General features: G+C 61.9%; 21 protein-coding genes. 3 read left to right on the top strand and 18 right to left on the bottom strand.

What is annotated here, in order from left to right; genetic code table 11:
• Nucleotides 1–361: 361 nt before the first annotated feature.
• Genes C9422_RS30415 through mexE form a run of 3 tightly spaced genes read right to left on the bottom strand, consistent with a single transcriptional unit; the run spans nucleotide 362 to nucleotide 6,228 of the window.
• Nucleotides 362–1,783, bottom strand: a complete 1,422-nt coding sequence (locus tag C9422_RS30415; protein ID WP_007970590.1) for an efflux transporter outer membrane subunit — start codon at nucleotides 1,781–1,783, stop codon at nucleotides 362–364.
• Nucleotides 1,783–4,962: an efflux RND transporter permease subunit gene (locus C9422_RS30410; protein ID WP_116583195.1), complete on the bottom strand. Its 3,180-nt coding sequence runs from the start codon at nucleotides 4,960–4,962 to the stop codon at nucleotides 1,783–1,785. The genes C9422_RS30415 and C9422_RS30410 overlap by 1 nt, the downstream gene beginning before the upstream one ends.
• 12 nt (nucleotides 4,963–4,974) lie before the next feature.
• Nucleotides 4,975–6,228, bottom strand: a complete 1,254-nt coding sequence (gene mexE, locus C9422_RS30405; protein WP_007970593.1) for a multidrug efflux RND transporter periplasmic adaptor subunit MexE — start codon at nucleotides 6,226–6,228, stop codon at nucleotides 4,975–4,977.
• A 459-nt stretch (nucleotides 6,229–6,687) separates the two neighbouring features.
• Between mexE and C9422_RS30400 the strand changes: the two genes are divergently transcribed.
• Complete coding sequence (locus C9422_RS30400; RefSeq protein WP_116583194.1) at nucleotides 6,688–7,695, top strand: Ldh family oxidoreductase; 1,008 nt, start codon at nucleotides 6,688–6,690, stop codon at nucleotides 7,693–7,695.
• A gap of 125 nt (nucleotides 7,696–7,820) precedes the next feature.
• Here the strand turns inward: C9422_RS30400 and C9422_RS30390 are convergent, their stop codons facing one another.
• From C9422_RS30390 to C9422_RS30320, 15 genes are all read right to left on the bottom strand, one after another.
• Nucleotides 7,821–9,401, bottom strand: a complete 1,581-nt coding sequence (locus C9422_RS30390; protein WP_116583193.1) for an aldehyde dehydrogenase (NADP(+)) — start codon at nucleotides 9,399–9,401, stop codon at nucleotides 7,821–7,823.
• A gap of 126 nt (nucleotides 9,402–9,527) precedes the next feature.
• Nucleotides 9,528–10,925 (bottom strand): fosfomycin efflux MFS transporter AbaF, encoded by a 1,398-nt coding sequence (abaF, locus tag C9422_RS30385; protein WP_116583192.1) that lies wholly within the window; start codon nucleotides 10,923–10,925, stop codon nucleotides 9,528–9,530.
• Nucleotides 10,926–10,997: 72 nt separating this feature from the next.
• Entirely contained in the window at nucleotides 10,998–11,915 is a 918-nt protein-coding gene (locus tag C9422_RS30380) for a dihydrodipicolinate synthase family protein (RefSeq protein WP_102701650.1), read from the bottom strand.
• 125 nt (nucleotides 11,916–12,040) lie between these two features.
• Nucleotides 12,041–13,069, bottom strand: coding sequence for a proline racemase family protein (locus tag C9422_RS30375; protein ID WP_008018645.1), 1,029 nt, complete (start codon nucleotides 13,067–13,069; stop codon nucleotides 12,041–12,043).
• A 118-nt stretch (nucleotides 13,070–13,187) separates the two neighbouring features.
• On the bottom strand, nucleotides 13,188–13,910 hold the full coding sequence (locus C9422_RS30370) for an amino acid ABC transporter ATP-binding protein (protein WP_047530195.1): 723 nt from the start codon (nucleotides 13,908–13,910) through the stop codon (nucleotides 13,188–13,190).
• On the bottom strand, nucleotides 13,903–14,553 hold the full coding sequence (locus C9422_RS30365) for an amino acid ABC transporter permease (protein WP_007997727.1): 651 nt from the start codon (nucleotides 14,551–14,553) through the stop codon (nucleotides 13,903–13,905). The genes C9422_RS30370 and C9422_RS30365 overlap by 8 nt, the downstream gene beginning before the upstream one ends.
• 10 nt (nucleotides 14,554–14,563) lie before the next feature.
• Nucleotides 14,564–15,229: an amino acid ABC transporter permease gene (locus C9422_RS30360; RefSeq protein WP_007997725.1), complete on the bottom strand. Its 666-nt coding sequence runs from the start codon at nucleotides 15,227–15,229 to the stop codon at nucleotides 14,564–14,566.
• Nucleotides 15,222–17,000 (bottom strand): aconitase X, encoded by a 1,779-nt coding sequence (locus C9422_RS30355; RefSeq protein ID WP_116583199.1) that lies wholly within the window; start codon nucleotides 16,998–17,000, stop codon nucleotides 15,222–15,224. The genes C9422_RS30360 and C9422_RS30355 overlap by 8 nt, the downstream gene beginning before the upstream one ends.
• Nucleotides 17,001–17,010: 10 nt before the next feature.
• The gene (locus tag C9422_RS30350) at nucleotides 17,011–17,829 is read right to left on the bottom strand and encodes a transporter substrate-binding domain-containing protein (RefSeq protein ID WP_116583191.1); all 819 of its coding nucleotides are present in this window, start codon (nucleotides 17,827–17,829) and stop codon (nucleotides 17,011–17,013) included.
• A 409-nt stretch (nucleotides 17,830–18,238) separates the two neighbouring features.
• Nucleotides 18,239–18,988: an AraC family transcriptional regulator gene (locus tag C9422_RS30345; RefSeq protein ID WP_116583198.1), complete on the bottom strand. Its 750-nt coding sequence runs from the start codon at nucleotides 18,986–18,988 to the stop codon at nucleotides 18,239–18,241.
• A 74-nt stretch (nucleotides 18,989–19,062) separates the two neighbouring features.
• The gene (locus tag C9422_RS30340) at nucleotides 19,063–20,319 is read right to left on the bottom strand and encodes an FAD/NAD(P)-binding oxidoreductase (RefSeq protein WP_116583190.1); all 1,257 of its coding nucleotides are present in this window, start codon (nucleotides 20,317–20,319) and stop codon (nucleotides 19,063–19,065) included.
• Nucleotides 20,316–20,552 carry a 2Fe-2S iron-sulfur cluster-binding protein gene (locus C9422_RS30335; RefSeq protein ID WP_007994312.1) on the bottom strand — a complete coding sequence of 79 codons (237 nt, stop codon included), beginning with the start codon at nucleotides 20,550–20,552 and terminating at the stop codon, nucleotides 20,316–20,318. The genes C9422_RS30340 and C9422_RS30335 overlap by 4 nt, the downstream gene beginning before the upstream one ends.
• A complete protein-coding gene (locus C9422_RS30330) occupies nucleotides 20,545–21,660 on the bottom strand; it encodes an FAD-binding oxidoreductase (RefSeq protein ID WP_116583189.1) in 1,116 nt (371 codons plus the stop codon). The genes C9422_RS30335 and C9422_RS30330 overlap by 8 nt, the downstream gene beginning before the upstream one ends.
• Nucleotides 21,657–22,589 carry a 4-hydroxyproline epimerase gene (locus C9422_RS30325; RefSeq protein ID WP_116583188.1) on the bottom strand — a complete coding sequence of 311 codons (933 nt, stop codon included), beginning with the start codon at nucleotides 22,587–22,589 and terminating at the stop codon, nucleotides 21,657–21,659. Before C9422_RS30325 ends, C9422_RS30330 begins: the two co-directional genes overlap by 4 nt.
• Before the next feature lie 114 nt (nucleotides 22,590–22,703).
• Nucleotides 22,704–23,387 carry a GntR family transcriptional regulator gene (locus tag C9422_RS30320; protein WP_116583187.1) on the bottom strand — a complete coding sequence of 228 codons (684 nt, stop codon included), beginning with the start codon at nucleotides 23,385–23,387 and terminating at the stop codon, nucleotides 22,704–22,706.
• 273 nt (nucleotides 23,388–23,660) lie between these two features.
• Between C9422_RS30320 and C9422_RS30315 the strand changes: the two genes are divergently transcribed.
• Together C9422_RS30315 and C9422_RS30310 are read left to right on the top strand one after the other, a co-directional pair.
• Nucleotides 23,661–23,978, top strand: a complete 318-nt coding sequence (locus C9422_RS30315; protein ID WP_116583186.1) for a helix-turn-helix domain-containing protein — start codon at nucleotides 23,661–23,663, stop codon at nucleotides 23,976–23,978.
• Complete coding sequence (locus C9422_RS30310) at nucleotides 23,971–25,230, top strand: type II toxin-antitoxin system HipA family toxin (protein WP_116583185.1); 1,260 nt, start codon at nucleotides 23,971–23,973, stop codon at nucleotides 25,228–25,230. Before C9422_RS30315 ends, C9422_RS30310 begins: the two co-directional genes overlap by 8 nt.
• Nucleotides 25,231–25,252: the final 22 nt, after the last annotated feature.

The following is a 25,252-nucleotide window of genomic DNA, read 5'->3' as shown; positions in this document are numbered from 1 at the left end:
CCCTGTAGGAGCTGCCGAAGGCTGCGATCTTTTGATCTTGATCTTCACAAAAAGGATCAAAAGATCGCAGCCTTCGGCAGCTCCTACAAGGATGTGTGCACCGTGACCGAATGAGACGCAGGGCAAAGCGCTTGAAAACCGCAATACAGGAGGGAGCGCCAAGCGACGAGCCCCCTGTAGGAGCTGCCGAAGGCTGCGATCTTTTGATCTTGATCTTCGCAAAAAATCAAAAGATCGCAGCCTTCGGCAGCTCCTACAGGGATTTGTGTTCTGGGCAAAAAAAGCCCCGCGACCGAATGAGACGCAGGGCAAAGGAATTGGTTGGTTGCGGCCAACCAAAGGAGCGCTTGAAAGCTTGGGGTTAATTGCTGGCGACCGTCTCGGGCTGCCAGCCGCCCCCGAGGGCCTTGTAGATCGCGACGATGCCGCGATACAGATCGACTTCAGCCTGGGCCTGGGTGTCCTCGGCCGCCAGGCGTTCACGCTGGGCGTCGAGCAGCACGAGGAAATCCGCCGTGCCTTCGCGGTAGCGAATCTCGGCGAGATCGGCTGCGGAACGGCTGGACTCGCTCTGGCGAATCAGCGAAATCAGGCGCTGTTGGCGTTTGCCGTAGTCGCTGAAGGCGTTTTCCGATTCTTCCAGCGCCAGCAACACTTGCTGCTCGTAAGTCGCCAGGGCGCCTTCGGCATCGGCATCGGCGGCGCGCAAACGGGCGCGCACGCTGCCCAGGTCGAACGCCGCCCAAGTGATGCTCGGGCCGAGCGCCCAGGCGTTGGCCGCCGAGGAACCGATTTGCGAACCGCGCCCGGCGGTGAAACCAAGGAAGCCGCTGAGGCTGACTTGCGGGAACAGGTCGGCCTTGGCCACGCCGATCCGCGCCGTGGCCGACGCCAGTTTGCGCTCGGCACTGCGAATGTCCGGCCGGCGTTGCAGCAGTTCACCCGGATTACCGATCGGCAAGGCCTTGGCAATCGCCGGCAAGTCTTTCGGGCTCAAATCCACGGTCAACTTGTCCGGACGCTCGCCCAGTAGCGTGGCGATACGGTTCTTCTCCCGAACCTGCTCGGCCTGCAATTGCGGCACGCTGGCTTCGACCGACGCCAGGCGGGCATCGGCACGCTCCACATCGAGCTGATCGCCGACGCCGGCATCGCGCAGGTTGATGGTGATCTTGCGCGACTCCTGCTGGTTCTCCAGGTTGGCCAGGGCGATCTTTTCCCGCAGTTGCGCACCACGCAGTTGACCGTAGGCATCCACCAGTTCGGCAATCATGCTCACCTGCAGCTGGTACAGATCGGCTTCTAGCGACTGTTGCTCGGCATTCGCCGATTCCAGGTTGCGCTGGATGCGGCCAAACAGGTCGATCTCCCAGGCCATGTCCAGGCCCAGGTCGTAGCGTTCGCTGTTGACCCGGTCGGTGGTCTGGCCAGGAATCTGGCCCTTGCCCAGGTCACTGCTGACACGGCTGGTGACGACCGGCAAGTTGTCGTTACTGATGTCATCGCGGATCGCCCGTGCGGCTTTCCAGCGGGCAAAAGCGACGCGCAAATCACGGTTGCCCTTGAGCGATTGCGTCACCAACTGGTTGAGGGTCGGGTCTTCGAACTGCTGCCACCAGATGCCTTCGAAACGCGAGCGGTCAAAGTTCTTCTGGCCGGCGGCGCCATCGGTGGCGGCCGTGATGTTGGCCGCCTCGGTGTTGGGCGTCTGGTAATCCGGACCCACGGCACAGGCACTCAAGGCCAGCACCAGCAGGCTCGGCAGGAAGGCTTTCAAACTCATCAGTGCGACTCCAGCTTCAGGTTGACCTTGGCGGCTTTGCGCGCCTGGCCACGCTCGACAAAGTTACGAATCAATACGTAGAACACTGGCGTCAGCAACAGGCCGAAGAAGGTCACCCCGAGCATCCCGGAGAACACCGCCACACCCATGGCGTGACGCATTTCGGCACCGGCACCGCTGGAGAACACCAGCGGCACAACCCCCATGATGAACGCGAAAGAGGTCATCAGGATCGGCCGCAGACGCAGGCGGCAAGCTTCCAGTACCGCGGCCAGCGGGTTGAGGCCCTCCAGCTGTTTGTCCTTGGCGAACTCGACGATCAGGATCGCGTTCTTGCACGCCAGGCCCACCAGTACGATCAGGCCGATCTGGGTAAAGATGTTGTTGTCACCGCCGGAGGCGATCACACCGGTGATGGCCGACAGCAGGGTCATCGGTACGATCAGGATCACCGCCAGTGGCAGGCTCCAGCTTTCGTACTGGGCCGCCAGTACCAGGAACGCCAGCAGTACGCAGAGCGGGAACACGAACAGCGCGGTGTTGCCGGACAGGATCTGCTGGTAGGTCAGGTCGGTCCATTCGTAGGTCATGCCGTTCGGAAGTTCTTCCTTGAGCAGTTTCTCGATGGCTTTTTCGGCCTGGCCGGAGCTGTAGCCGGGGGCTGCCGCACCGTTGATTTCAGCGGTGATGAAGCCGTTGTAGTGCATCACGCGGTCCGGACCCGAGGTGTCGCTGACCTTGATGAAGGTCGCCAGCGGGATCATCTCGCCTTTGTTGTTACGCACTTTCAATTGGCCGATCTGGTCGGATTCGAGGCGGAACTGTTGCTCAGCCTGAACGTTGACCTGATAGGTGCGCCCGAAGCGGTTGAAGTCGTTGGCATACAGCGAACCCAGGTAAATCTGCAGGGTGTCGAAGATGTCGCTGACGGCCACGCCGTGGGTCTTGGCTTTTTCCCGGTCGATGGCGGCATCGACCTGCGGCACGTTGACCGTGTAGCTGGTGAACAGGCCGGCCAGTTCCGGCACGCTGTGGCTCTTGGCGATGATGTTCATGGTTTCCTTGTACAGCTCTTCGTAGCCCAGGTTGCCCCGGTCTTCGATCTGCAGGCGGAAACCACCAATGGTGCCCAGGCCTTGCACCGGCGGCGGCGGGAAGATCGCCATGTAGGCTTCCTGGATGTTCGCGTACTGGCCGTTCAAGGCACCGGCAATCGCACCGGCGGACATGCTCGGGTCTTTACGCTCGTCGAACGGTTTGAGGGTGACGAACACGATGCCGGCGTTCGGGCTGTTGGTGAAACCGTTGATCGACAGGCCAGGGAAGGCCACCGCGCTTTCCACGCCAGGCTGTTTCAGCGCCAGGTCAGACATGCGCTTGATCACGTCTTCGGTGCGGTCCAGGCTCGAGGCATCCGGCAATTGCGCGAAGGCCACCAGGTATTGCTTGTCCTGGCCGGGTACGAAACCGGTCGGGGTGCTGGAGAAACCGAAGAAGGTCAGGACCATCAGGCCGGCGTACAGCAGCAGGGCGATGCCGCTTGAGCGGATCACACGGGCGACGGTGCCGACATAACCATGGCTGGCCTTTTCAAAGAAACGGTTGAACGGACGGAACAGCCAGCCGCCAAACATCTTGTCCAGCACCCTGGAGAAGCGGTCTTTCGGTGCGTCATGGCCCTTGAGCAACACAGCAGCCAGTGCCGGCGACAGGGTCAGGGAGTTGAAGGCCGAGATCACCGTGGAAATCGCAATGGTCAGGGCGAACTGCTTGTAGAACTGCCCGGTCAGGCCGGAGATGAACGCTGCCGGAACGAACACCGCACACAGCACCAGCGCCGTGGCAATGATCGGGCCGGTCACTTCACGCATGGCGCGTTTGGTGGCTTCCACCGGGGTCAATCCGAGCTCGATGTTCCGCTCGACGTTCTCCACCACCACGATGGCGTCGTCCACCACGATACCGATGGCCAGTACCAGGCCGAACAGCGACAGGGCGTTGAGCGAGAAGCCGAACAGATGCATCACGGCAAAGGTACCGATCAACGAAACCGGCACCGCCACCAACGGAATGATCGAAGCGCGCCAGGTCTGCAGGAACAGGATCACCACCAGCACCACGAGGATCAGTGCTTCGAAGAGGGTGTGAACCACCGCCTCGATGGAGCCGCGCACGAAGATCGTCGGGTCATAGACGATGCTGAAGTCCATGCCTTCGGGGAAGTTCTTCTTCAGTTCGGCCATTTTCGCCCGGACTTCGTTGGAGATCTCGATGGCATTGGAGCCAGGGCGCTGGAAGATCGGGATCGCCACCGCCGGCTGATTGTTCAGCAGCGAACGCAGGGCGTACTGGCTGGAACCCAGCTCGACGCGAGCGATGTCCTTGAGGCGAGTGATTTCACCGTTGTCGCCAGAGCGAATGATGATGTTCTCGAACTCTTCCTCACTGACCAGACGGCCCTGAGTGTTGACCGACAGCTGGAAGCTTTGGGCATTCGGGGCAGGGGGAGCGCCCAATGCACCGGCGGCCACCTGACGGTTCTGCTCACGAATGGCGGTGACCACGTCAGTGGCGGTCAGGTTGCGCGAAGCGGTCTTGTTCGGGTCGAGCCAGACACGCAGCGAGTAGTCGCCCATGCCGAACAGTTGCACGTCTCCGACACCGCCCAGCCGCGCCAGCTCATCCTTGATGTTGAGGATCGCGTAGTTGGACAGATAGAGCATGTCGTAGCGTTTGTCCGGCGAGGTCAAGTGCACAACCATGGTGAGGTCGGGCGATGCCTTGTCCACGGTGATACCGATACGCGTCACTTCCTCGGGAAGTTTCGGCTCGGTCCGGGTCACGCGGTTCTGCACCTGTACCTGCGCGTTGTCCAGGTCGGTACCCAGGGCAAAGGTGATGGTCAGGGTGATCTTGCCGTCGGCGGTCGACTGCGAGGACATGTACAGCATGTTCTCGACGCCGGTGATGGCCTGCTCCAGTGGAGCGGCCACGGTTTCACCGATGACTTTCGGGTTGGCACCGGGGAAGTTGGCGCGCACCACCACGGTCGGCGGCACCACCTCCGGGTATTCGCTGATCGGCAACTGGAACAGCGAGATCGCACCGGCGATCAGGATCAGCAGCGACAGCACCGCTGCGAAGATCGGCCGCGAAATGAAGAATTGGGAAAAATTCATCGTAAAAATCCCTTAACCGCGTGGGGTCGTGGCAGCCAGTTTCACAACCGTGCCCGGCGCAACCTTGGCAGGCGCGACTTGGGGCAGGTTGCTGGCTTCCAGCGCTTGGCGTTGTTGTGCGAGTGCCGCGAGGGTTTGTTCGCTGGCCATCGGAATCACTTCAGGGGTGACCGGTGAGCCGGGACGTACCCGTTGCAGGCCCTTGACGATGATGGTGTCGTCCTTGTTCAGGCCACTGCGCACGATGCGCAAACCTTCGATCTTCGGCCCCAGTTCCACCGCGCGGTAGGCGGTCTTGTTGTCGCCGTCCATCACGATCACGAACTTCTTGCCCAGGTCGGTACCCACCGCTTCATCGTTGATCAGCATGGCGCTGTAGGTGCCGCTGCCCACCAGTTTCAGGCGTGCATACAGGCCCGGGGTGTAGCTGCCATCGCTGTTGTCGAACACGGCGCGGCCACGGATGGTGCCGGTCTTCGGGTTGACCTGGTTGTCGACGAAGTTCATCACGCCCTGGTGCGGGTTACCGTCTTCGTTGGACAGGCCCATGTAAACCGGGGTGGTAGCGCCGCGTTTGCCCTGGCGAGCGAGCTCGGTGTACTTGAGGAACACACGCTCGTCCGCGTCGAAGTAGGCGTAGACCTTGTCGGTCGAGACTACGCTGGTCAGCGGCGTGGTGTCGGCGGTCACCAGGTTGCCGGCGGTGATTTCCGCACGGCTGACACGGCCGCTGATCGGTGCGGTGACGCGGGTGAAACTCAGGTTGAGCTTGGCCAGGTCGAGCTGTGCCTGCAGCGCACCGACGGCGGCGCGGGCTTCCTGGGCGGCACTGGTGCGCGAATCGGCCAGCTCGGCGGAAATGGCGTTGCTGGTGCGCAGGCGCTCACCGCGCTGGGCTTCGTTTTCACTGCGGGTGGCATTGGCGCGCGATTGTGCAACCAGGGCTTCGAGGCGGCGGACCTCAGCCTGGAACGGACGCGGGTCGATCTGGAACAGCAGGTCGCCTTTCTTGACCAGGGCGCCTTCAGTGAACGCCACTTCATCGATCTGGCCGGAGACCCGTGGACGAATCTCGACCGTTTCCGGCGCTTCCAGGCGCCCGGTGAATTCGTCCCACTCGTTGACCGGTTGTTCCAGCACCTTGGCCACGCTGACCTTGGCTGCTGGCATCGTGGCGGCGGTTTCCGGGGCCTTGCCGCAAGCGCTGATCACCACTACGGCCAACAAAGCCAACGGGAAGCGCAAATGTTTGAATGACTGTTCCATGGATGCATCCGCCAATGTGTTGAGATTGGCGAATGATGCGCGGCGGGTTTGTATCTCACGAATCGAATGGGGCGAAGGTAACTATCATTCGGAATGATATAAGGCCCGAGCCAGCCCTCTAGATTGCGCCTTTGATCAATCGGCGATCAATTGGATTGATGACAATTGTGTGTTGCCTCGTCTGCAAAGATCAGGCTTGGGACCGAGTCGCGCCCTTCGCGAGCAAGCCCGCTCCCACACTGGTTCTGTGGTCTACATGATCCCCTGTGGGAGCGAGCTTGCTCGCGAAGAGGCCAGCAGCCTTCTGCACAATCAGGATCAGGGACCCGTCATCAGCCATTGGTTCAACGGGGGCCAACGGCCTGCACTATGCCAATTTCGTCATCGCCAATGCCCAAACCCATCAAGCCATGACGCCTCGGATAGACCACCCTGACCGGTCTGTCCAAGGAGATGACCATGATCCGACTGACCCTGATCGAAGCCCGTGAGTTGGCTGAATCGATCTTGCTGCACAACGGTTTTAATCTGGCCCATGCACAAGCGGTGGCGGCGACGGTGATTGCTGGCGAACGTGATGGCTGTGCCTCCCACGGTTTGTACCGGATTCTGGGGTGTGTGAATTCCCTGCGGGCCGGCAAGGTGTCGGCCGATGCCGAGCCACAGGTGATCGACCAGGCGCCGGCGATTGTGCGGGTGGATGCTGGCGGTGGGTTTTCGCAGTTGGCGTTTCAGGCGGGGTTGCCGTTGCTGGCGCAGAAAACCCGGGCCAACGGCATTGCGGCGTTGGCAATCAACCGCTGTGTACATTTCTCGGCGCTGTGGGTGGAGATCGAGCAGCTGACGGCCGCTGGCCTGGTGGCACTGGCGTGTAATCCGAGCCACGCCTGGGTGGCGCCGGCTGGAGGACGACTGCCGGTGTTCGGCACCAATCCCATTGCCTTCGGTTGGCCGCGTGCGGGGCAAGACCCGTTTGTGTTCGACTTCGCCACCAGCGCGATTGCCCGGGGTGATATCGAGCTGCACCGGCGTGCCGGCAAGGCGATTCCCGAAGGTTGGGGCATGGACGCCCAAGGCCGGCCGAGCACCGACGCCAACGTGGTGCTGGATAGCGGCGCGATGCTGACGTTTGGCGGGCACAAGGGTTCGGCGCTGGCGGCCATGGTGGAGTTGATTGCCGGGCCGCTGATCGGTGACCTGACCAGTGCCGAGTCGTTGGCTTACGACGGGGGCAGCAAGTCGTCGCCGTACCATGGCGAGTTGATCATCGCCCTGGACCCTCGGCGCTTTCTGGGGGACGCCACTGAAGAACATTTGGCCCGGGCCGAAACGTTGTTCCAGGGCATTGAAGGGCAGGGCGCACGCTTACCGTCGCAACGACGTTACGCGGCGCGGGTACGCAGCCTGGTGGAAGGCGTGCAAATTCCCGAGGCGCTGTACAACGACCTGAAAGCACTGCTGGCTTGAATGGAATGGGTGCGCCCACTCCTGTGGGAGCGAGCTTGCTCGCGATGAGGGCATCAGATTCAACATTTTCGTCGACTGACACACCGCTATCGCGAGCAAGCTCGCTCCCACAGGAGGTCGTGTTGTTAAACCGGTTCGCGTTGGCTGCTGCCATCCACCAGCCGTGCAATCCCCAGTGGGTTGGCGTTTTTCAAGGCGTCGGGTAGCAAGGCGTCAGGGCAGTTCTGGTAGCACACCGGACGCAGGAATCGCTCGATGGCCAGGCTGCCAACCGATGTGCCACGGGCGTCGGAGGTTGCAGGGTAAGGCCCGCCGTGAACCATGGCATCGCAGACTTCGACTCCGGTGGGGTAACCGTTGAACAGCACCCGGCCGACTTTTTGTTCCAGCAATATCAGCAGGTCCCCATGGGTCTGAAGATCCGATGCTTCGCCAATCAATGTCGCGGTCAGTTGCCCGTGCAAGCTGTTCAACGCCTGCCGCAGCTCAACCTTGTCCGCCACTTCAACGACAATGGTGGTCGGCCCGAACACTTCTTCCTGTAGCAGCGGATCCCCGTTGAGCAGGAGGCTGACGTCGGCCTTGAACAGTTGCGGCCGCGCCTGATTGCCCTGCTGGTCGTGGCCCGCCAGATGCGTCACGCCCGGATGCTCGAGCAAGGCTCGCACCCCTTTTTCATAGCTGCCGAGGGTGCCAGCATTGAGCATGGTTTGCGCCGGTTGTTCGGCCATCAGGTTGCTTAATCGCGCAGTGAACGCCGTCCATTCAGGGGTGCGAATACCAATGACCAACCCCGGATTGGTGCAGAACTGCCCGCAACCCTGGACCACCGATGCCACCAGCTCACCGGCGATTTTCTCGCCCCGCGCGCGCAAGGCTTCGGGCAATACCAACACTGGATTGATGCTGCTCATCTCGGCGAACACCGGGATGGGTTGTTGCCGTGCAGCGGCCATGTCGCAAAGGGCACGGCCACCTTTGAGCGAGCCGGTGAAACCGACGGCCTGAATCGCCGGGTGTTTGATCAGCGCTTCACCGACACCAGCGCCGTAAATCATGTTGAACACACCCTTGGGCATGTCGGTCTGCTCGGCGGCGCGAAGGATCGCATTGGCCACGCATTCGGCGGTTGCCATGTGCCCGCTGTGGGCCTTGAACACCACCGGGCAACCGGCGGCCAGGGCCGCTGCGGTATCGCCGCCAGCCGTCGAAAAGGCCAACGGAAAATTGCTGGCGCCGAACACTGCCACCGGGCCGACGCCGATCCGGTACTGGCGCAGGTCAACCCGTGGCAGCGGCTGACGCTCCGGCAGGGCGCGGTCGATGCGCGCGCTGTAGAAATCGCCCCGACGCAGCACCTGAGCGAACAGACGCATCTGGCCGCTGGTGCGGCTGCGCTCGCCCTGAATCCGGGCGCTGGGCAGGGCGGTCTCGCGGGTCACCAGGGCAACGAACTCGTCATCCAGGGCATCCAGTTGCGCGGCGATGGCGTCAAGAAATTGTGCCCGGCGCGTCGCCGGCAAATGACGAAAGGCGGGATAGGCGGCCGCAGCGGCCTGGGCGGCCGCGTCGACTTCTTGCGCGGTGGCTTGCACGAACGAGTAGGGCAGTGCTTCACCGGTGCTGGCGTCATGGCTGTTCAGGAAGATGCCGCCAGCGGCGCTGCGCGCTCCGCCGATATAGTTGTGGCCAAGGATTTCGAGCATTGAAAATCTCCGGTCTGGAAAGATAAAGGGCAAAAGATCGCAGCCTTCGGCAGCTCCTACACCGACCGTATTCACCCGACATCCACTCCTGTAGGAGCTGCCGAAGGCTGCGATCTTTTGATGCACTCAAGCCAACGAATCACCCCGGCGCGGGGTGGCTGGCACGGCTGCGTCCACGGCAGCAACCCGCGCCGCCGACTCGGCATCCACCTGGCGCAATGACTTGCCACGGGTCTCGCGGGTCAGGCCGACAGCCACCACGGAAATCAGTGCGGCGCCCACCAGATACCAGGCGATCGGAGTCGAGCTTTGGTACTTGTTGAGCAAGGTGATGGCGATCAGCGGTGCCAGGGAACCGGCGAAGATCGGTGCCACCTGGTAGCACAGGGACAGAGCGGTGTAGCGTACGTGGGTCGGGAACAATTCAGCCATCAGCGCCGAGTAAGGCGCATAAGTCATCGACTCGATGGCCAGGCCCAGGGTGATGGCGGCCATGATCAGCCAGTTGTTGCCAGTGTCCATCATCGGGAAACCGATGAAACCCCAGAACGCTGTGAGCACCGCGCCGGTCAGGTACACCGGCTTGCGCCCGATGATGTCCGACAGATAGCCCATCAGGGGAATCAGGAAAAAGTGCACCAGGTGCGCGCCGAACATCAGCAGCAGAATTTGCGAAGTGTCCTTGTGCACCACCAGTTTCAGATAGGTAATCGAGAACGTCACTACGGTGTAGTAGAGGATGTTCTCGGCAAAGCGAGCGCCGATTCCCACCAGCACCGAACGCCAGTGATGGCGCAGCACTTCCACCACACCGAGCTGTTGCTGTTTGGTCTGGGCCTGACGGGCCTGGGCTTCCTTGAAGATCGGCGCGTCATCGACGCTGGTGCGAATCCAGTAACCGATCAACACGACTACCGCCGAGAACCAGAACGCCACGCGCCAGCCCCAGGCAAGGAACTGTTGCTCTGACAGGTTCGACGACAACAGCAGCAGGGCGAGCGTGGCCACCAGGTTGCCGGCCGGCACCCCGGCTTGCGGCCAACTGGCCCAGAAGCCCCGACGATTGTCCGGGCAGTGTTCGGACACCAGCAGAATCGCGCCGCCCCATTCGCCACCGAAAGCGAAGCCCTGGATCAGCCGCAACAGCACCAGTAGCACCGGTGCTGCGTAACCGATCTGGTCGAAACCAGGCAGGCAACCCATCAGGAAGGTGGTGATGCCGACCACTACCAGGCTCAGTTGCAGCAGGCGTTTGCGGCCGAATTTGTCACCGTAGTGACCGAATACCAAACCGCCTAACGGCCGGGCGAGAAAGCCGACCGCATACAAGGCGAAGGCGGCAATGATGCCGTCGATGGGGCTGTCGGTCTGGCGGAAGAACAGCTTGCCAAAAACCAATGCCGAGGCGGTGCCGTAGAGAAAGAATTCATACCATTCGGCGACGGTGCCAGCCATGGCGGCAGCCACCACGCGTTTGAGTCCCGAGGGTGTGGTTGCGCTTTGCGTGTGTTGAGGATTCGACATGCTGACGTACCTTGTTGAGACGCAAAAAACGGGCAGCCGGGCGGGGCCAGTAAAGACCCGCCCGGCAATCGCTCAGAGACCGACGTCCGGCAGTTCCGGGCGGTTGGCCAGCGCCTTGGCCATGATCTGCTCGACGAATACGCGGTCGGCTTCCGGCAGGGCCAGGCGTGGCGGACGGGTCAAGGCACTGCCGCGACCGGCAATGGCTTCACACAGTTTGATGCACTGCACCAGGTCGGCACGGGCATCGAGGTGCAGGATCGGCATCAGCCATTCGTAGATCGGCATGGCTTCGGCGAAACGACCGGCCTTGGCCAGGCGGAAGATGGTTTCGCCTTCTTTCGGGAACACGTTGGACATGCCCGAGACCCAACCTTCGGCGCCCACGGCGATGCTTTCCAGCACCACGTCGTCGAGGCCGGCGAACAACACGAAACGGTCACCGACTTCGTTGCGCACGTCGATGAAGCGGCGGGTGTCGCCGGAAGAATCCTTGAAGCACACCACGTTGTCGCAGTCGGCCAGGGAAATCAGGATGTCCGGGGTGACGTCGTTCTTATAGATGGGCGGGTTGTTGTAGACCATCAGCGGCACATCGGCGTTTTTCGCCACGTAGCGGTAATGCTCGGCGGTTTCGAACGGCTTGGAACCGTAGACCAGCGCCGGCATCAGCATCACGCCATCGACGCCGACCCGGCGTACGGCATTGGCGACCTTGGCCGCTTGTAGGCTGGTGAACTCGGCCACGCCGCAAATCACCGGTACGCGACCGCGGGCGGCATCGACAGCGACTTCAGTCACGGCGATTTTCTCTTCGGCACTCAGCGAGGTGTTTTCACCCACCGAGCCGCAGACCACCAGGCCTGACACGCCGTCGCGGATCACGTTGGAAATCACCTGATGGGTTTTTTCCAGGTTGATGGAGAAGTCATCGTTGAATTGAGTGGTCACCGCTGGGAAGACGCCACTCCAGTTAATGCGCTTGCTCATTGTTGCCTCCGGTTCGTTAATTGTATTTCGTATACGATATTTAAAATGACGATGCTCGGCTAGTGCTTTTTTTGGTTTTCAGGGGTTTTTACTGGCCGTTGGTCTGGGGAGCAGGGATTGCGTGATCAGGCGCCGGGCCAGGTGTCGGACAGGCGATAGCCTTGTGGCCACGGATCGCTTGGGTCGAGCAGTAATTGATGGGTGCCGGTGATCCACGCCCGGCCGGAAATGCACGGGTAAATCGCGGCACGGCCGGCGACTTCGGTCAGCGAATCAATGCGGCAGTGGAACTCGGAGCCGATAATCGAACGGCCGACAAAGCGCTCGCCAACCTGCATCAAGCCTTTGGCCTGCAACACCGCCATGCGCGCCGAGCAACCAGTGCCCGTGGGGGAGCGGTCGATCTTGCCCGGTTGAATCACCACCGCATTGGCGCCGGTGGCGATACCGTTCTCATGGACGATGGGCGCGGCGATCTGGCAGAAGGAAATGTGCGACCACTCGGGATTCAGCGGATGCACGAAGCCCAGTTGTTCGTTGGCCGCTCGAGTGATTTTCAGCCCCACCGCGACCAGATCGGCCGCTTCATCCGGGCGGATGGAGAAACCCAGGCCTTTGGCATCGGCAATCACAAAACTGTCGCCACCGTAAGCGGTGTCAACCTTCAGCGAGCCGATGCCTTCGACTTCAATCCACGCATCCAGTCGATCAGCGAAGGACGGTACGTTTTTCACTTCCACCCGTTGCACCTTGCCATCCCGGCAGTCGGCCACAGCTTCGATCAGGCCGCCGGGCGCTTCCAGCACCAGGCGGGTTTGCGGCTCGGTCATGGGCAGGATGCCGCTGTCGAGCAATACGGTGGCGACGCACAACGAGTTGGAGCCGGACATCGGCGGGGTGTCCGCCGGTTCCATGATGATCCAGGCCATCTGCGCCCGTGGATCCTTGGCCGGGACCAGCAGGTTGACGTGGCGGAACACGCCGCCGCGGGGTTCGTTGAGGACGAAGTTGCGCAGGGTTTCGTCCCGGGCGATCCAGCGCGACTGTTCCCACACGGTGGCGCCGGGCGGCGGGGCGACACCGCCGACGATCACGTCGCCGACTTCGCCTTCGGCGTGGCAGCTGACTACATGAATGACTTTTGATGAGCGCATGGTTTGCTCCTTGTTTTGTCTGTGAAGGCCTCATCGCGAGCAAGCTCGCTCCCACAGGAATGAGTGGTGTACACACAAAACCCTGTAGGAGCGAGCTTGCTCGCGATTGGGCCAGTCGCTATTTCACTGATTTCAGAAACGCCGCAGTCTCCGCATGCACCGGATTGCCAATCACCTGATCCGGCGACCCAATTTCATGCACCAGGCCATTGCGGAAGAACGCCACACGGTCGGACACGTCCCGGGCAAAGCGGATTTCGTGGGTCACCAACACCATGGTCATGCCGTCTTCGGCGAGCATGCGCATGGTGTCCAGCACTTCACCGACCAACTGCGGGTCGAGGGCCGAGGTGGCTTCGTCGAACAGCATGTAGTCCGGTGACATGGCCAGGGCACGGGCGATGGCCATGCGTTGTTGCTGTCCACCGGACAGCTTGCCAGGGAAAGTCTTGAGCTTGTCGCCCAGACCGACGTGGGTCAGTTGCTTCACCGCCAGCTCTTCAGCTTCAGCCTTGCTTTTGCCCAGCACTTTGCGCGGCGCGAGCATGACGTTTTCCAGCACCGTCAGGTGCGGGAAGGCATTCCATTGCTGGAACACAATGCCGATTTTCTGCCGCAGGCGATTGAGGTCGGTGGCGCTGTGATGGACCTCGACGCCATCAACGCGGATGTTGCCTTTCTGGATCGGTTCCAGGCCGTTGATGCACATCAGCAAGGTCGATTTGCCGGAGCCGGAGCCGCCGATGATCGACACCACTTCGCCCTTGTTCACCGTCAGGTTGACGCCCTTGACCACTTCGAGGTTGCCGAAGGATTTATGTACGTTGTCGATCTCAATCATTTTCTTGCCACCTTCTTTCCAGACGAGCGCCCAGGCGTGCGACCACCAGGCTCATGACGTAGTAGATAAGGCCCGCGATGCACAGCACCAGCAACGGTTCCTGGATGCGGGTGACGATGGTTTGCGAGGCGCGCAGCAGTTCGACGATGCCGATCCACATCACCAGCGCGGTGTCTTTCATTACACCGAGCACCAGGTTCAGCCAGCCGGGGAACGCTACCCGGGTGGCCATCGGCAGGACGATCCAGCGCAAATCCTGCAAGAAACTCAGCCCCAGCGACCGGCTGGCCCGGCGCACGGTGAACGGCACCGCCAGCACGCCGGCCCGCACGATCTCGGTGAAGTACGCCGCTGCGTAAACCCCCAGCACAATGCAGCCGACGCTGAAGGCGCTGATGTTCAAACCGATGATGCTTTTGAGTGAGTTGAACAGTACGAACTGGATCAGCAACGGCACGCTGCGAAACACGTCCAGCACCCAGGCCAGTGGCTGGCTGGCCCGTGGCAACAAGGCCCGCAGCAGGCCGAAGAACAACCCGGCCAAGGAGCCGAGGATGATCGACCAGAACGTCAGTTGCATCGTGACCCACGCACCGTTGAGCAGGAACATCAGGTCATTCGAGGAAAAATCGGTGGAAAACATGGACAGCTCCTCAGTAACGGAACAACCGCCAGGCCATCAGCCGGGCTGCCGCGACGATCGCCTTGGCAATCAAGTAATACAGCACCGCTGCGATGGCGAAATACTCGAAGGTGCGGAAGGTTTTGACGTTGTATTCCTGGGTCACACCGGTCAGGTCATTGTTTAGCCCGACGATCACCCCCAGCGACGTCATCAACACCGCCCAGACCATCTGATTGGTCAGCGGATAGAACACGATCCGCAGCAGTTGCGGGACGATGATCATGCGGTAGGCCTGGAAGGCACTCATGCCGAGGGAACGCGCCGCACGTACCTGCGTGTCAGGCACGGCCTTGAGGCCGCCGCGAAAGTTCTCCGCCAGATACCCGGCATTGTTGAAGGTGATCCCGGCCAGCAGGGCGAACCAGGAACTGACGTGCAGGTTCAGCGAGCCGAGGCCGAAGTAGAGGATGTAGATCTGGAACAGCGACGGGGTGTTGCGGGCAATCGATACCCAGCCGTTGCCGAACCCGCGCAGTAATGGGTGTTTGGCCTCGCGCATCACCGTCAGGGCCAGGGCGATCAGCACGCCGAAGATCATCGACAGCGCGGCGGTTTCGAAGGTGACGATGGCACCGGCAAGCATGTCCGGCAGGGCGCGCAGGGCAGAGCGCCATTGGAAGCTGTAGTCAAACATGCGCAGGGCTCTCCAGTAGGGCAGCAGGTTGTAGCCAGGCCGGCAAACGTCCGCTGGCCGTTGCGGTGCAGGCCGCGTCGACGCATTCGGCAAGGCTGGCGAAGTGCACCTTGCGGCCGACCAGGCCCGGTGCGTAGTGGGCGTATTTGCCCGAGTTGGTCATCAGGTTTTCAGCCGTCAGGGGGATTACGGGTTCGCCGAGCATGCACCAGCAGGTGTCGGTGACCAGGGTCGCGCCAAACGCTTCGATCACGGCGATGTGCCCTGCCTCGCGGGCCTGCTCCAAAACGGCACGGCCGCAGGTGATGGCAAGCACCACATCCGGGTGTCTTTGTCGTCCCCGGCACAGTCGTGCCAGGTGAGCGAACTCGCTGAGGGAAAAGTGCGGGTTACCCAGCGACACCACATCCACCCGGTTGTCGCGAGCACTGTTGAGTTCGCGCCAACTGCGCAGCAGGTCCTTCAGGCGGATTTTTTCCACGGCAATGGAAATGTCCGCATCCAGCACCTGCGCCGGGTCAATGGCCTCCGGGGTGACCCCGGCGATGTGGAACAGTGGCGCCGCAGAGGTGGTAGCGAAGGCCGCGCCAAAGGCTTTGAGGCCGTCCAGGCTCGGCTTGCGTTTTTCCAGTCCCAGCACCAGCGGCACGCGACTGCCAGCCAGGGCACCAATGTGGTAACCCAGCAGCGGGTAGAAGGCATCGTCCAGTTCACCGAGTGCGGGCAACTCGATCTGCAACCGGGCCTTGCGTGGCGCGTCCAGGTGGCAGCCGATCAGCGGGGCGCGACCGGTGAGGGCGATGCAGATGTCCAGGTAATCCGGGTATTTCAGGGTGCGTGCACCGAGCACGCTGTTGGCGTAGACCACTGCGTTGGATTCCGCCCAGACGATTTGCTCGCCAGCCTTCGGTGCATTGTCGAGCAGGTACGGCGCGCAGGTGAAACTGAGCTGTGCGCCCATCGCCATATAGGCATCGCCCAAGGCACTGGCCGGTTCACCCAGTGCCGGGTCGATACCCAGTTCGCGCCAACGGCGCTGGTCGACGGAAATTGAATTGAGGGTGGTGGGCACTCGTACTTTTGCTCCCCATTGCACCAGTTGCCCGGCAAAGCGCAGGCTTGCAGGTCCCGTGTAAATACAGCCGTCGATGTGTGCTTGCGTGACATCCACCAAGTGCTCGGCACCCTGCAGTTCGGCCATGCGCAGGACGATCTGCATGGCCATTTGCGCGGCCTTGCCATGCCGGCCATCGAGCAGCGCCCGATCGTGCTCGGTGAGCCTGATCGAGGCGGTGCTGTCAGTGTCTGGTAATGGGCTGTCGAGCGCCTGCCAGGCGTCGCCCGGCAGGTGATCGAACAGGCTCAGCGTTGCATTTTCGACCCGGGCGAAGGCCTGGCCGCGCAAGGCGGCGAAAGCCTCCTGACCGATGCACAGCACCGGCAGGGAACGGGCAAAAATGGTCTGCGCCACCAGCACGCCCAAGGTCAGGATCTCGTCGGCTTCGGCCAGCACCAATGCCGCCGGTGCATGGCCGTTGCTGATCAGCTCCATCAACACACTGCTGCCGGTGCACGAGCCACGGCCACTGGGAATCGCCAGCACACGGCCGGCCAGGTGTTGGCCGCTGAGCGGGTGATGGCGGTCGATGACTTCACCCGTACAGGGATCGACTCCGCCCCAGAAGCTCAAGCCGACATCGGCGAACAGCAGGGCGCCTTGCGCGGCACCCGCCACCAGGCTGCGCCCGGTCAGAGATATTGGCCTAGGCATGCCGGACATCTCAGTAGTAGACCTGAGGCACGGTCAGGTTGGTCGGCGAGATCTCGGTGCCGACCCATTTAACGAACAGCTCCTTGTAGCGACCGGTGCGTACCTGTTGATTGACGAACAGGTTGAGGTAATTGAGCAGGCCGTACTCGCTGCGCTTGGCGCCGAGGGACACGTAGTCGATGACGTAAGGGGCGTTACCGGCGACTTTCAGGTTTTTGTATTTGCCTGACTTGAGGGTGGCGGCGGCCACGGTGTTGGTGACGACGGTGGCATCGATGTGGCCTTGGGCGACAGCCAGCAGGGTATCGCTTTGCGACTGGTAGGCTCGGAAGCTGCCCGAGCCCCAGTTCTTCACGTCTTTCTCCAGGGCGATGGCCTCATAGGTGCCGCTGGTGTTGCCCACTGCTTTGCCCTTGAGGTCGTCGAAGCCGTTGATGCCGGTGTCGTCGCGGGTCAGCACCACCATCTGGAAGGCAAAGTAGGGCACGGTGAGGCCGACGGTCTTGGCGCGTTCGAGGGTGTCGGAGGTGGACGCGACGATCACGTCAGCCCGCCCGGAGACCAGTGCCGGAATGCGATCCGGGAACGGCGTTTCCACCACTTCGGCCTCGACCCCGAGGATCTTCGCCAGGTCGCGGCAATAGTCCACATCGAAGCCGGCCGGCGAGTTGCTGGCATCGCGAAAGCCCATGGGCGGGAAGTCCAGGGTCACGGCGCAGCGCAGCTTGCCCGAACCGATGATGTCGTCGAGCTTGTCGGCCTGGGCAGTGGCGATAAAGGAGGTACTGAGAACAGCGCTGAGGGCTACGGCAAATGCGGGGTTTTTCATAGAGGCCTCGTTGATGTGAAGTGCTGTTGAATATCGTATTGGGGATTTCGTATACGATATTAACAATAGCAATCAACGTGCCTATTTCCAGTCCGAGGGGTGAATTAGTTGTCAGGCCTTGGCGTAGAGGTTTTGTAGTGCTGCAACCCGGCGCACGGTGACGCCAAGGTATCGGGGGCGGGTGTTACATATGGGAGCAGCGGTAGCGCGGGCGCCCCTTTAAGGAACACCTGCAGGTGAGAGATGCGTGCCTGCTTATCGGTTCATTGCAGGTTTTGTGGTGGATGGGCGGGCCTCATCGGGAGCAAGCTCGCTCCCACAATTGACCGCGTGCGCAAGGTAAATGCGATTCCCTGTGGGAGCGAGCTTGCTCGCGATGAGGCCCGGAAGAACACTGTTCATCACCCGCCTAACGCTGGTTATCGCGATACTGACTCGGCGACAAACTGGTCAGCGCCCGAAACTGCCGGCTGAAGGCACTGTGGTCGGTGTAACCACAGCGCAAGGCAATCTCGGTGATCGGCAACTCGGTGTGCAGTAACAACCGCGAACCTTCCTCCAGGCGTGCCTTGTGAATCATTTGCCGTGGGGTGAGCTGGAACACCCGTTTGCAGTGTCGCTCCAATTGCGCCACGGAATAGCCAGCGATCGCAGTCAGTTCGGCGAGGCTGATGGAGCGGGCGAAGTGGCGGCGGATATGGGCATCCACGGCGGCGAGTTTCTGGTACGCCGGATGGTTCGACTGCGGCGATTGCAGGTCGCGGGAGATACCGGCCAGGCCCACGATCCGACCCTGTTCATCCTTCAACGCGAGTTTGTGGGTCAGGCACCAGATCGGCTGATTGCCATAATACAAATGCAACTCCAGCTGATCGGCCAGTTCGCGACCACTGGACAGCACGCGCCGATCCTGTTCGGTGTACAGCGGACCGAAGCGTTCCGGGAAAACCATTTCGGCGGTGCGCCCCAGCAGCTCGTCCCTGTGTCTGAAACCACAACGCCGGGCCAGGGTCTGGTTGACGAAGGCGTAGCGGGCCTCGCAGTCCTTGATGAAAAACACCACGTCCGACAAGGTATCGAGCAACGGTGCGATGGGCTGAAGGCTGTTCAGCAGCGTCGGCAGATCGCAAGGTGTGAAGGTGGTGAGCGATGGATACATGGCGCCGGGGGTCTGAGGGTGACCCCCGGGATCATAGAGACTCGGCAGCGTGGCCGAAACCCCCGGCACGGTCATCACGCTGGCGGGGTATCGTCCAGGGACATCAAGGTTTCGATCCGCGCCGGGCTGAAGGGTGGGCGCGGTGCCGAGGGCTGCCAACCAAACAAATGCTGTACTGCGCCGCCACACACCCGGCCCTGGCAGGCGCCCATGCCGCAGCGACTGGCGAGTTTGGCTTCGCGCCAGTCAGAGTGACCGGTCAATGCCGCGTAGGGCACGTCTTCGCAGCGGCAAACCAGGGTGTCGGGTTGGGCCAGGGACTTGAGTCGCGGGTCGAGGGCGAACGCGCTGTTCAGCGCCTTGGCAAAACCCTGCCAGCGCGCCCGGCGCGGCCACAATTGCCTGGCGGCTTGCAGATTGCCGACCGCCGCGTGGCCGGCAATCGCACCTTCCACCAAGGCCAGCTCACTGCCGCCGAACCCTGTGCATTCGCCCGCCGCATAATGATCGGCGCGATTGCTGGCCTGCCAGGCATCCACCGCGATGGCTTGATCTTCGATGGCGCAACCCAGTGCCTGACCCAACTGGATGTTCGGAATCAACCCGAATCCACAGGCCAGCCGATCACATTCCAACTCAACGATGTTGCCTTGTTGTTGCAGGCGCACGCCTTCGACTCGGTCGGTGCCAAGCGCCGCCAATACGTGGGTGGCGGTGCGGTAGCGGTGGTCGAACAGGCTGAACGATTGCAGCCATTTACCGGGCCAGCGCGGCAGTTGCGCGGCGAAACCGGCGAGGGCGCTGCGGCTGGCTTGTTCGGCGATGCGTTGCACTTGCGCGCCATGCTGTTTGGCGGTGGCGGCACTGGCCAGTAACAGCGGGCCGCTGCCGGCAATCACCACGCGCTCGTTCTGCACTGGCAAACCCGCCTTTATCAACGCCTGCAAACCACCCGCACCGGTGACACCCGGCAGGGTCCAGCCGGGGAAGGGCAGCAGTAATTCACGGGCGCCGGTGCACAGAATCAGTTTGTCGTAGCTGATCAACCAGCCATGGGCGTCATTTTCCACCAGCAGTTGTTTCGCGCCGGGGGCAGCGATCACCCGAGTACCGGCGTGATGGCGGATGTTGTTGCACGACGCCAGACGCTCGCGCAGGCGCCGGGCCTGACCGGGCACATTGGCTTGAGGTCCGTCGCGCCAGATTTGCCCGCCCGGCAGCGGGTTGTCGTCGAGCATGACAATGCGCGCGCCGCTGGGGGCGGCGGCAAGGGCGGCGCTCATCCCGGCAGGGCCCGCGCCAATGATCAACAGATCAGCGTATTCATTCATGGGCGAGTCTCCACCTGCATGCCGTCACGGCACAGGGTCTGGCAAGCCAGGCGACGCCGGCCATCGATGGTCACCCGGCATTCCTGGCAAATGCCCATGCCGCACAGCGGCGCACGGCGCTGACCGCTGACCGAGGTACGCGTGCAGCCGTCACTGGCCAACGCCAGGGCCGCGGCGACGCTGGTGCCTTCGGCGACTTTCAGGGCGTGGCCGTCCAGCAACAATTCAGGCATGGACCTGTTCTCCGAGAAAACGCTGGGGCAGATAAGGTTGTGCGGCCAGTGGCGGGGTTTCGTTGAACAGTTGGGCCACCAGTAAATCGGCGGTGCCGGGGGCGGTGGTTACGCCCAGTCCTTCGTGACCGACTGCCAGCCACAAGCCTTGATGTTGTGGATGTTGACCCACAAGCGGCAAGCCGTCGGGGCTGGCGGCGCGGAAACCGGTCCAGGCACGGATGCCATTGAGCCGGGCCAGCCCCGGCATGTACTCGGCGGCACGCTTGAGCATCTTCGCGAGCATCCAGCTTTCGACCTGCGGGTCGGTGGTGCCGAATTGCCGCGAGGCGCCGATGAACAGTTGCCCGGTGGGGCGCGGCTGGATATTGCAGGCGGTCGACGGCCCCGTGGCATTGTGGGCACTGGTGACGTAACCCAGTTCCACCAGGGTATGGGTGACGCTGCCGGGGTAGCGGTCAGTGATCAGCAAGTGGCCTTTTTTCGGCTCGATGGGCAATTCCGGGCACAGCTCGTTGGCTTGAATACCGTTGGCCAGCACCACGGCATCGGCACTCAACCAGTGACCATCATCGAGGCAGACGCGGTGGCCGTCGACCGCACTGACCCGTGCCCGGCGCTGGCGGATGTTCGGTGTTTCGAGCATCCATCCGGCCGTCGCCGGGGCGTATAGAATGCCGTCGCCATTGATCAGCAAGCCGCCTTCCAGTCCTTCGCGCAGTTCCGGTTCGCGCTGGCGCAGGGCATTGGCGCCGATCAATTCGCAAGCCACGCCCTGGGCTTGCAGGTTCAAGAATTTGCTGTAGGCCACCGCCATTTCTTCGGCATTGGCCGCCAGCCACAGCGTGCCGTTGCAGCGGTAGGCACAGCTGTCGGGCAGGTCCGCGCCCAGTTCGCGCCAGCGCTGCAACGAATATTGACTCAGGGCCAGTTCGGCGGGGTTGTCGTCGAGTACCAGCAAGTGGCCCATGCCGGCGGCCGTGGCCCCGTGCAGTCCGGCGTCCAACACCAGCACCTGCAAGCCGCGACGGGCCAGCGCCTGGGCACAGGCGGCGCCGATAATGCCGGCGCCGATCACGATCACATCGGCCACCTGGCCCTCGTTCATGGACGAATGCCCCAGGCGAACGGGTCGTCCTGTTCGATGATCAGGCTTGCCTCGGCACTGATGAACGCGCGCCCACGAATGGTCGGCACGATGCGCTCACCCTGCAGTTCGTAGGAACCCTCGAACTCGCTGCCGATGACGCTGGCCTGGCGCCAGATCTGCCCCGGTTGCAACTTGTCGTCGGCCGCCAGGCACGCCAGTTTGGCACTGGTGCCGGTGCCGCAGGGCGAACGGTCGTAGGCTTTGCCGGGGCAGAGCACGAAGTTGCGGCTGTCAGCGTGATCGTCGTCGGCGAACAACTCGACGTGATCGATCAAGCCGCCGTCTTCACCGCGAATGCCTTGGGCTTCCAGTGCCTGCTGCACGGCGAAGGTGTAAGCGGTCAGCGCTTCGAGGTTGTCGCCGGCCACCCGCAGGCCGTGCTCGGCGACCAGGAAAAACCAGTTGCCGCCCCAAGCGATATCACCGACCACTTGGCCGATGCCCGGCACCTGCACCGCCAGCGCCTTGCGATAACGGTAGGCCGCCACGTTGCGCACACTCACCGAATGGTCTTCGTGCAGGGTCGCCTGCACCGTGCCCACCGGCGTTTCGATGCTGTGCACGCCGGGGCCGATCTTGCCCAGGTGCGCCAACGACGCCACCAGGCCGATGGTGCCGTGGCCGCACATGCCCAGATAACCGGTGTTGTTGAAGAAAATCACCCCGGCACAGGCACCAGGGTCCACCGGCGCGCAGAGCAGGGCGCCCACCAGTACGTCACTGCCCCGTGGTTCCAGCATACAGGCGGCGCGCCATTGATCATGCTGTTCGGCTAATACCTGGCGCCGTTCGGCCATGCTGCCGGAGCCCAGGTCAGGAAAGCCGGCGGTCACCAGGCGGGTCGGTTCGCCGCCGGTGTGGGAGTCGATCACAGAGATGCGTTTCATGGGAGGGCCACGTCCATTCGGTTGAGTGAACGCAAGAGTGGCCCGTGCGGCGAGGTGGCGGCTTGATGGATTTAGTCTGTGTCGATGACGAAATCGGCACAGCATCCGTCGCTGTCAGTGGCTGTGGGGCAGGTGCTCGAACAGGGTCGTGCAGACGCCGGCAATGTGCTCGTCCAGAAGTTTCACCGCCAGGTCCACATCCCCGGCGCGGCAGGCCGCCAGGATCTCGCGATGTTCGTGATCGGCCCGTTCCTTACCGGCCGACAAGCTCATCTGCATGCGTAGATAACGCTCCAGCTTGTCGTTGACCGAACGGATCAGACTCACCAGAAACGGTCGCTGCGCAGGCTCGTACAGGCAGGAATGCAGCTCCCAGTTGAGCTCGGCCCAGCGCCCCACGTCGTCCTCGCCGATGAACTCCTGACAGATGCGCTCGGCACGGGCGAAGGTCTCTTCGGTCATGTTCGGAATGGCCAGGCGCAGAATCTTGTCCTCCAGCAACATCCGCACTTCGAACATCTGCGCCAGCTCCGCATCGGAAACCCGCGTGACCATCGCCCCGCGATTGCGCTGGAACATCACCAACCCTTCGGCCTCCAGCCGCTTGAGGGCTTCGCGCACCGGGATCTTGCTGACATTGAACTGGCGGGCGATGTCGTCCTGGCGGATCGGCTCATCCTCGGCAAAATGCCCGGCGACAATCGCATCCCGCAGATGGCGGGTGATGATTTCCGAAGTCGAAGGCGTGTTACCAAGGTCGGGTGCGTTGAGTTTGGTCAGGTTCACGGCGGCGGTCATTTGGAGTGAGATAGCGCTAGGGTATACGAAATTCTTTTGCTGATCTTCCCCGGTTCGACGTCGGTGCGCTCGTTTTCATTCAGGCCTGAGGCCGGAAAGGTGCTACCAGCAGAGTGAATCCTCCCACAAACAGTTTTAATTCCAGTAAATTGTGGATAAGGCAGACATTTCCTGAATAAAACACAAATACAGGGAATTATGCGTTTTGAACTGGATTGCAGTTAATTCTATAATGTTGTGTATTAAGCGGTGTATGGCGACGGAAGGCACGTTATGTTGGACTTAAGCTTCAGTAAACCGAGTGAGGTCGTCAAACGACTCTGCGATCGCCTGCGCACGGAACGGCTGGCTTTGCAGATGACGCAAGCCGATGTAGCCGGTCGCGCCGGTATCGGGACCAATACCGTGTCCAACCTCGAAGCCGGGCGCAATGTCGGGTTCGAGAATGTGGTCCGTGTGGCTATGGTCCTTGGACGAACCAAGGAGCTCGAAGGACTGTTCTTGCCAAAGCTGGACAGCCTTGAAGACATTCGCCGATACGAAAACAGTGTCAATCGTCATCGTGCCAAGAGGAAGTCCGACAATGCTTGAGCAGGTTGACGTCTACTACGAGGGTTGGGGTGAACGTTGGCTGTGGGGCACGCTTGTGTCTACGACCGCCATCACCGGTCGCCCACAGATTGTGTTTGAGTACAGCAATGAAGCGAAGAGTAGAGGTCTGGAGCTGTCGTCCTACACACTTCCATTGGAGGGGCCCCAGTTGCGTCGAGGCTTTCCGTCCCACCATCTGGGCCTGCCAGGGCCTGTCTATGACGCGTTGCCTGATGGTTGGGGCATGCTGCTGATGGACCGGTTGTTCAGGCGCCATGGCCGCAACACAGCACGCATAGGACCTCTGGAGCGGCTGGCCTATATTGGCAACAATGCCATGGGGGCAATGTCGTTCGAGCCTGTGGTGCCCGAGGGGCAGGAGCCGCAAGCGCATATCCCCCTCGAGCTGCTTGCGGTTGAGATTCGGGAAGTTCTAAGTGGTGAAGGTGGGGAATTCCTGCAGACGTTGCTGCTGGTGGGGGGCTCGCCCCAAGGCGCCAGGCCAAAGGCGTTGGTCTATCGTGACCCTCAATCTGCAGCCTTTACCACTGCCGCCAGGCCAGGCTTTGAAGCCTGGCTGATCAAGTTCCCGGCAAAAGAAGAGCATCCCGAGGTGTGCGCTATCGAAATGGTCTATGCCGAGTGCTTGCGCCTGTGCGGCATCCAGACCCCGGACACCCAGCACTTCAGTCTGCCCAACGGGCTGGCAGCCTTCGCGAGTAAACGCTTTGATCGTATAGACGGTCAGCGCGTACCCATGCAAAGCCTTGCAGCCTTTACCGGGGCCGACTACAAGTCACCGGGGGCCCTGGACTATGTCAACTTCTTGCGTGCGACACATATGTGCACCAACGATGTGCGAGAGAAAGCTATCGCCTTCGAGCGTGCCGTCTTCAATGTGGCGTTCAACAACCGGGACGACCACCCCAAAAACTTCGCCTACGTCATGTCGCCGTCCGGTGCATGGCAGCTGGCGCCAGCCTACGACGTGACTTTCTGCGAGGGACCGGGCGGTTATCACCAGATGGACGTGATGGGCGAGGCCTTGGAGATTGGCCGGGATGCAATGCTCAGACTTGCAGACGAAGCAGAGGTCTCAGTGGAGACTGCTGGCGGCATCATTGACAGGTGTTGCCGCGTCGCCAGCCAGTTTGCGGCCATCGCCGAGAACATGTACCCAGGCGCGATCACCCAGGACACCCTGGATACCATTCAAGGCCGAATCGACGAGAACATCGGCCTGCTGCGCTAACGCCACTGCTCGCCTGCAACTC

Origin of the sequence: Pseudomonas sp. B1(2018), assembly GCF_003097365.1 — a bacterium.
Taxonomy (GTDB): Bacteria; Pseudomonadota; Gammaproteobacteria; order Pseudomonadales; family Pseudomonadaceae; genus Aquipseudomonas; species Aquipseudomonas laurylsulfatiphila.
The sequence above is the reverse complement of the archived record's forward strand: the minus strand, read 5'-3'. Positions and strand labels throughout refer to the sequence as shown.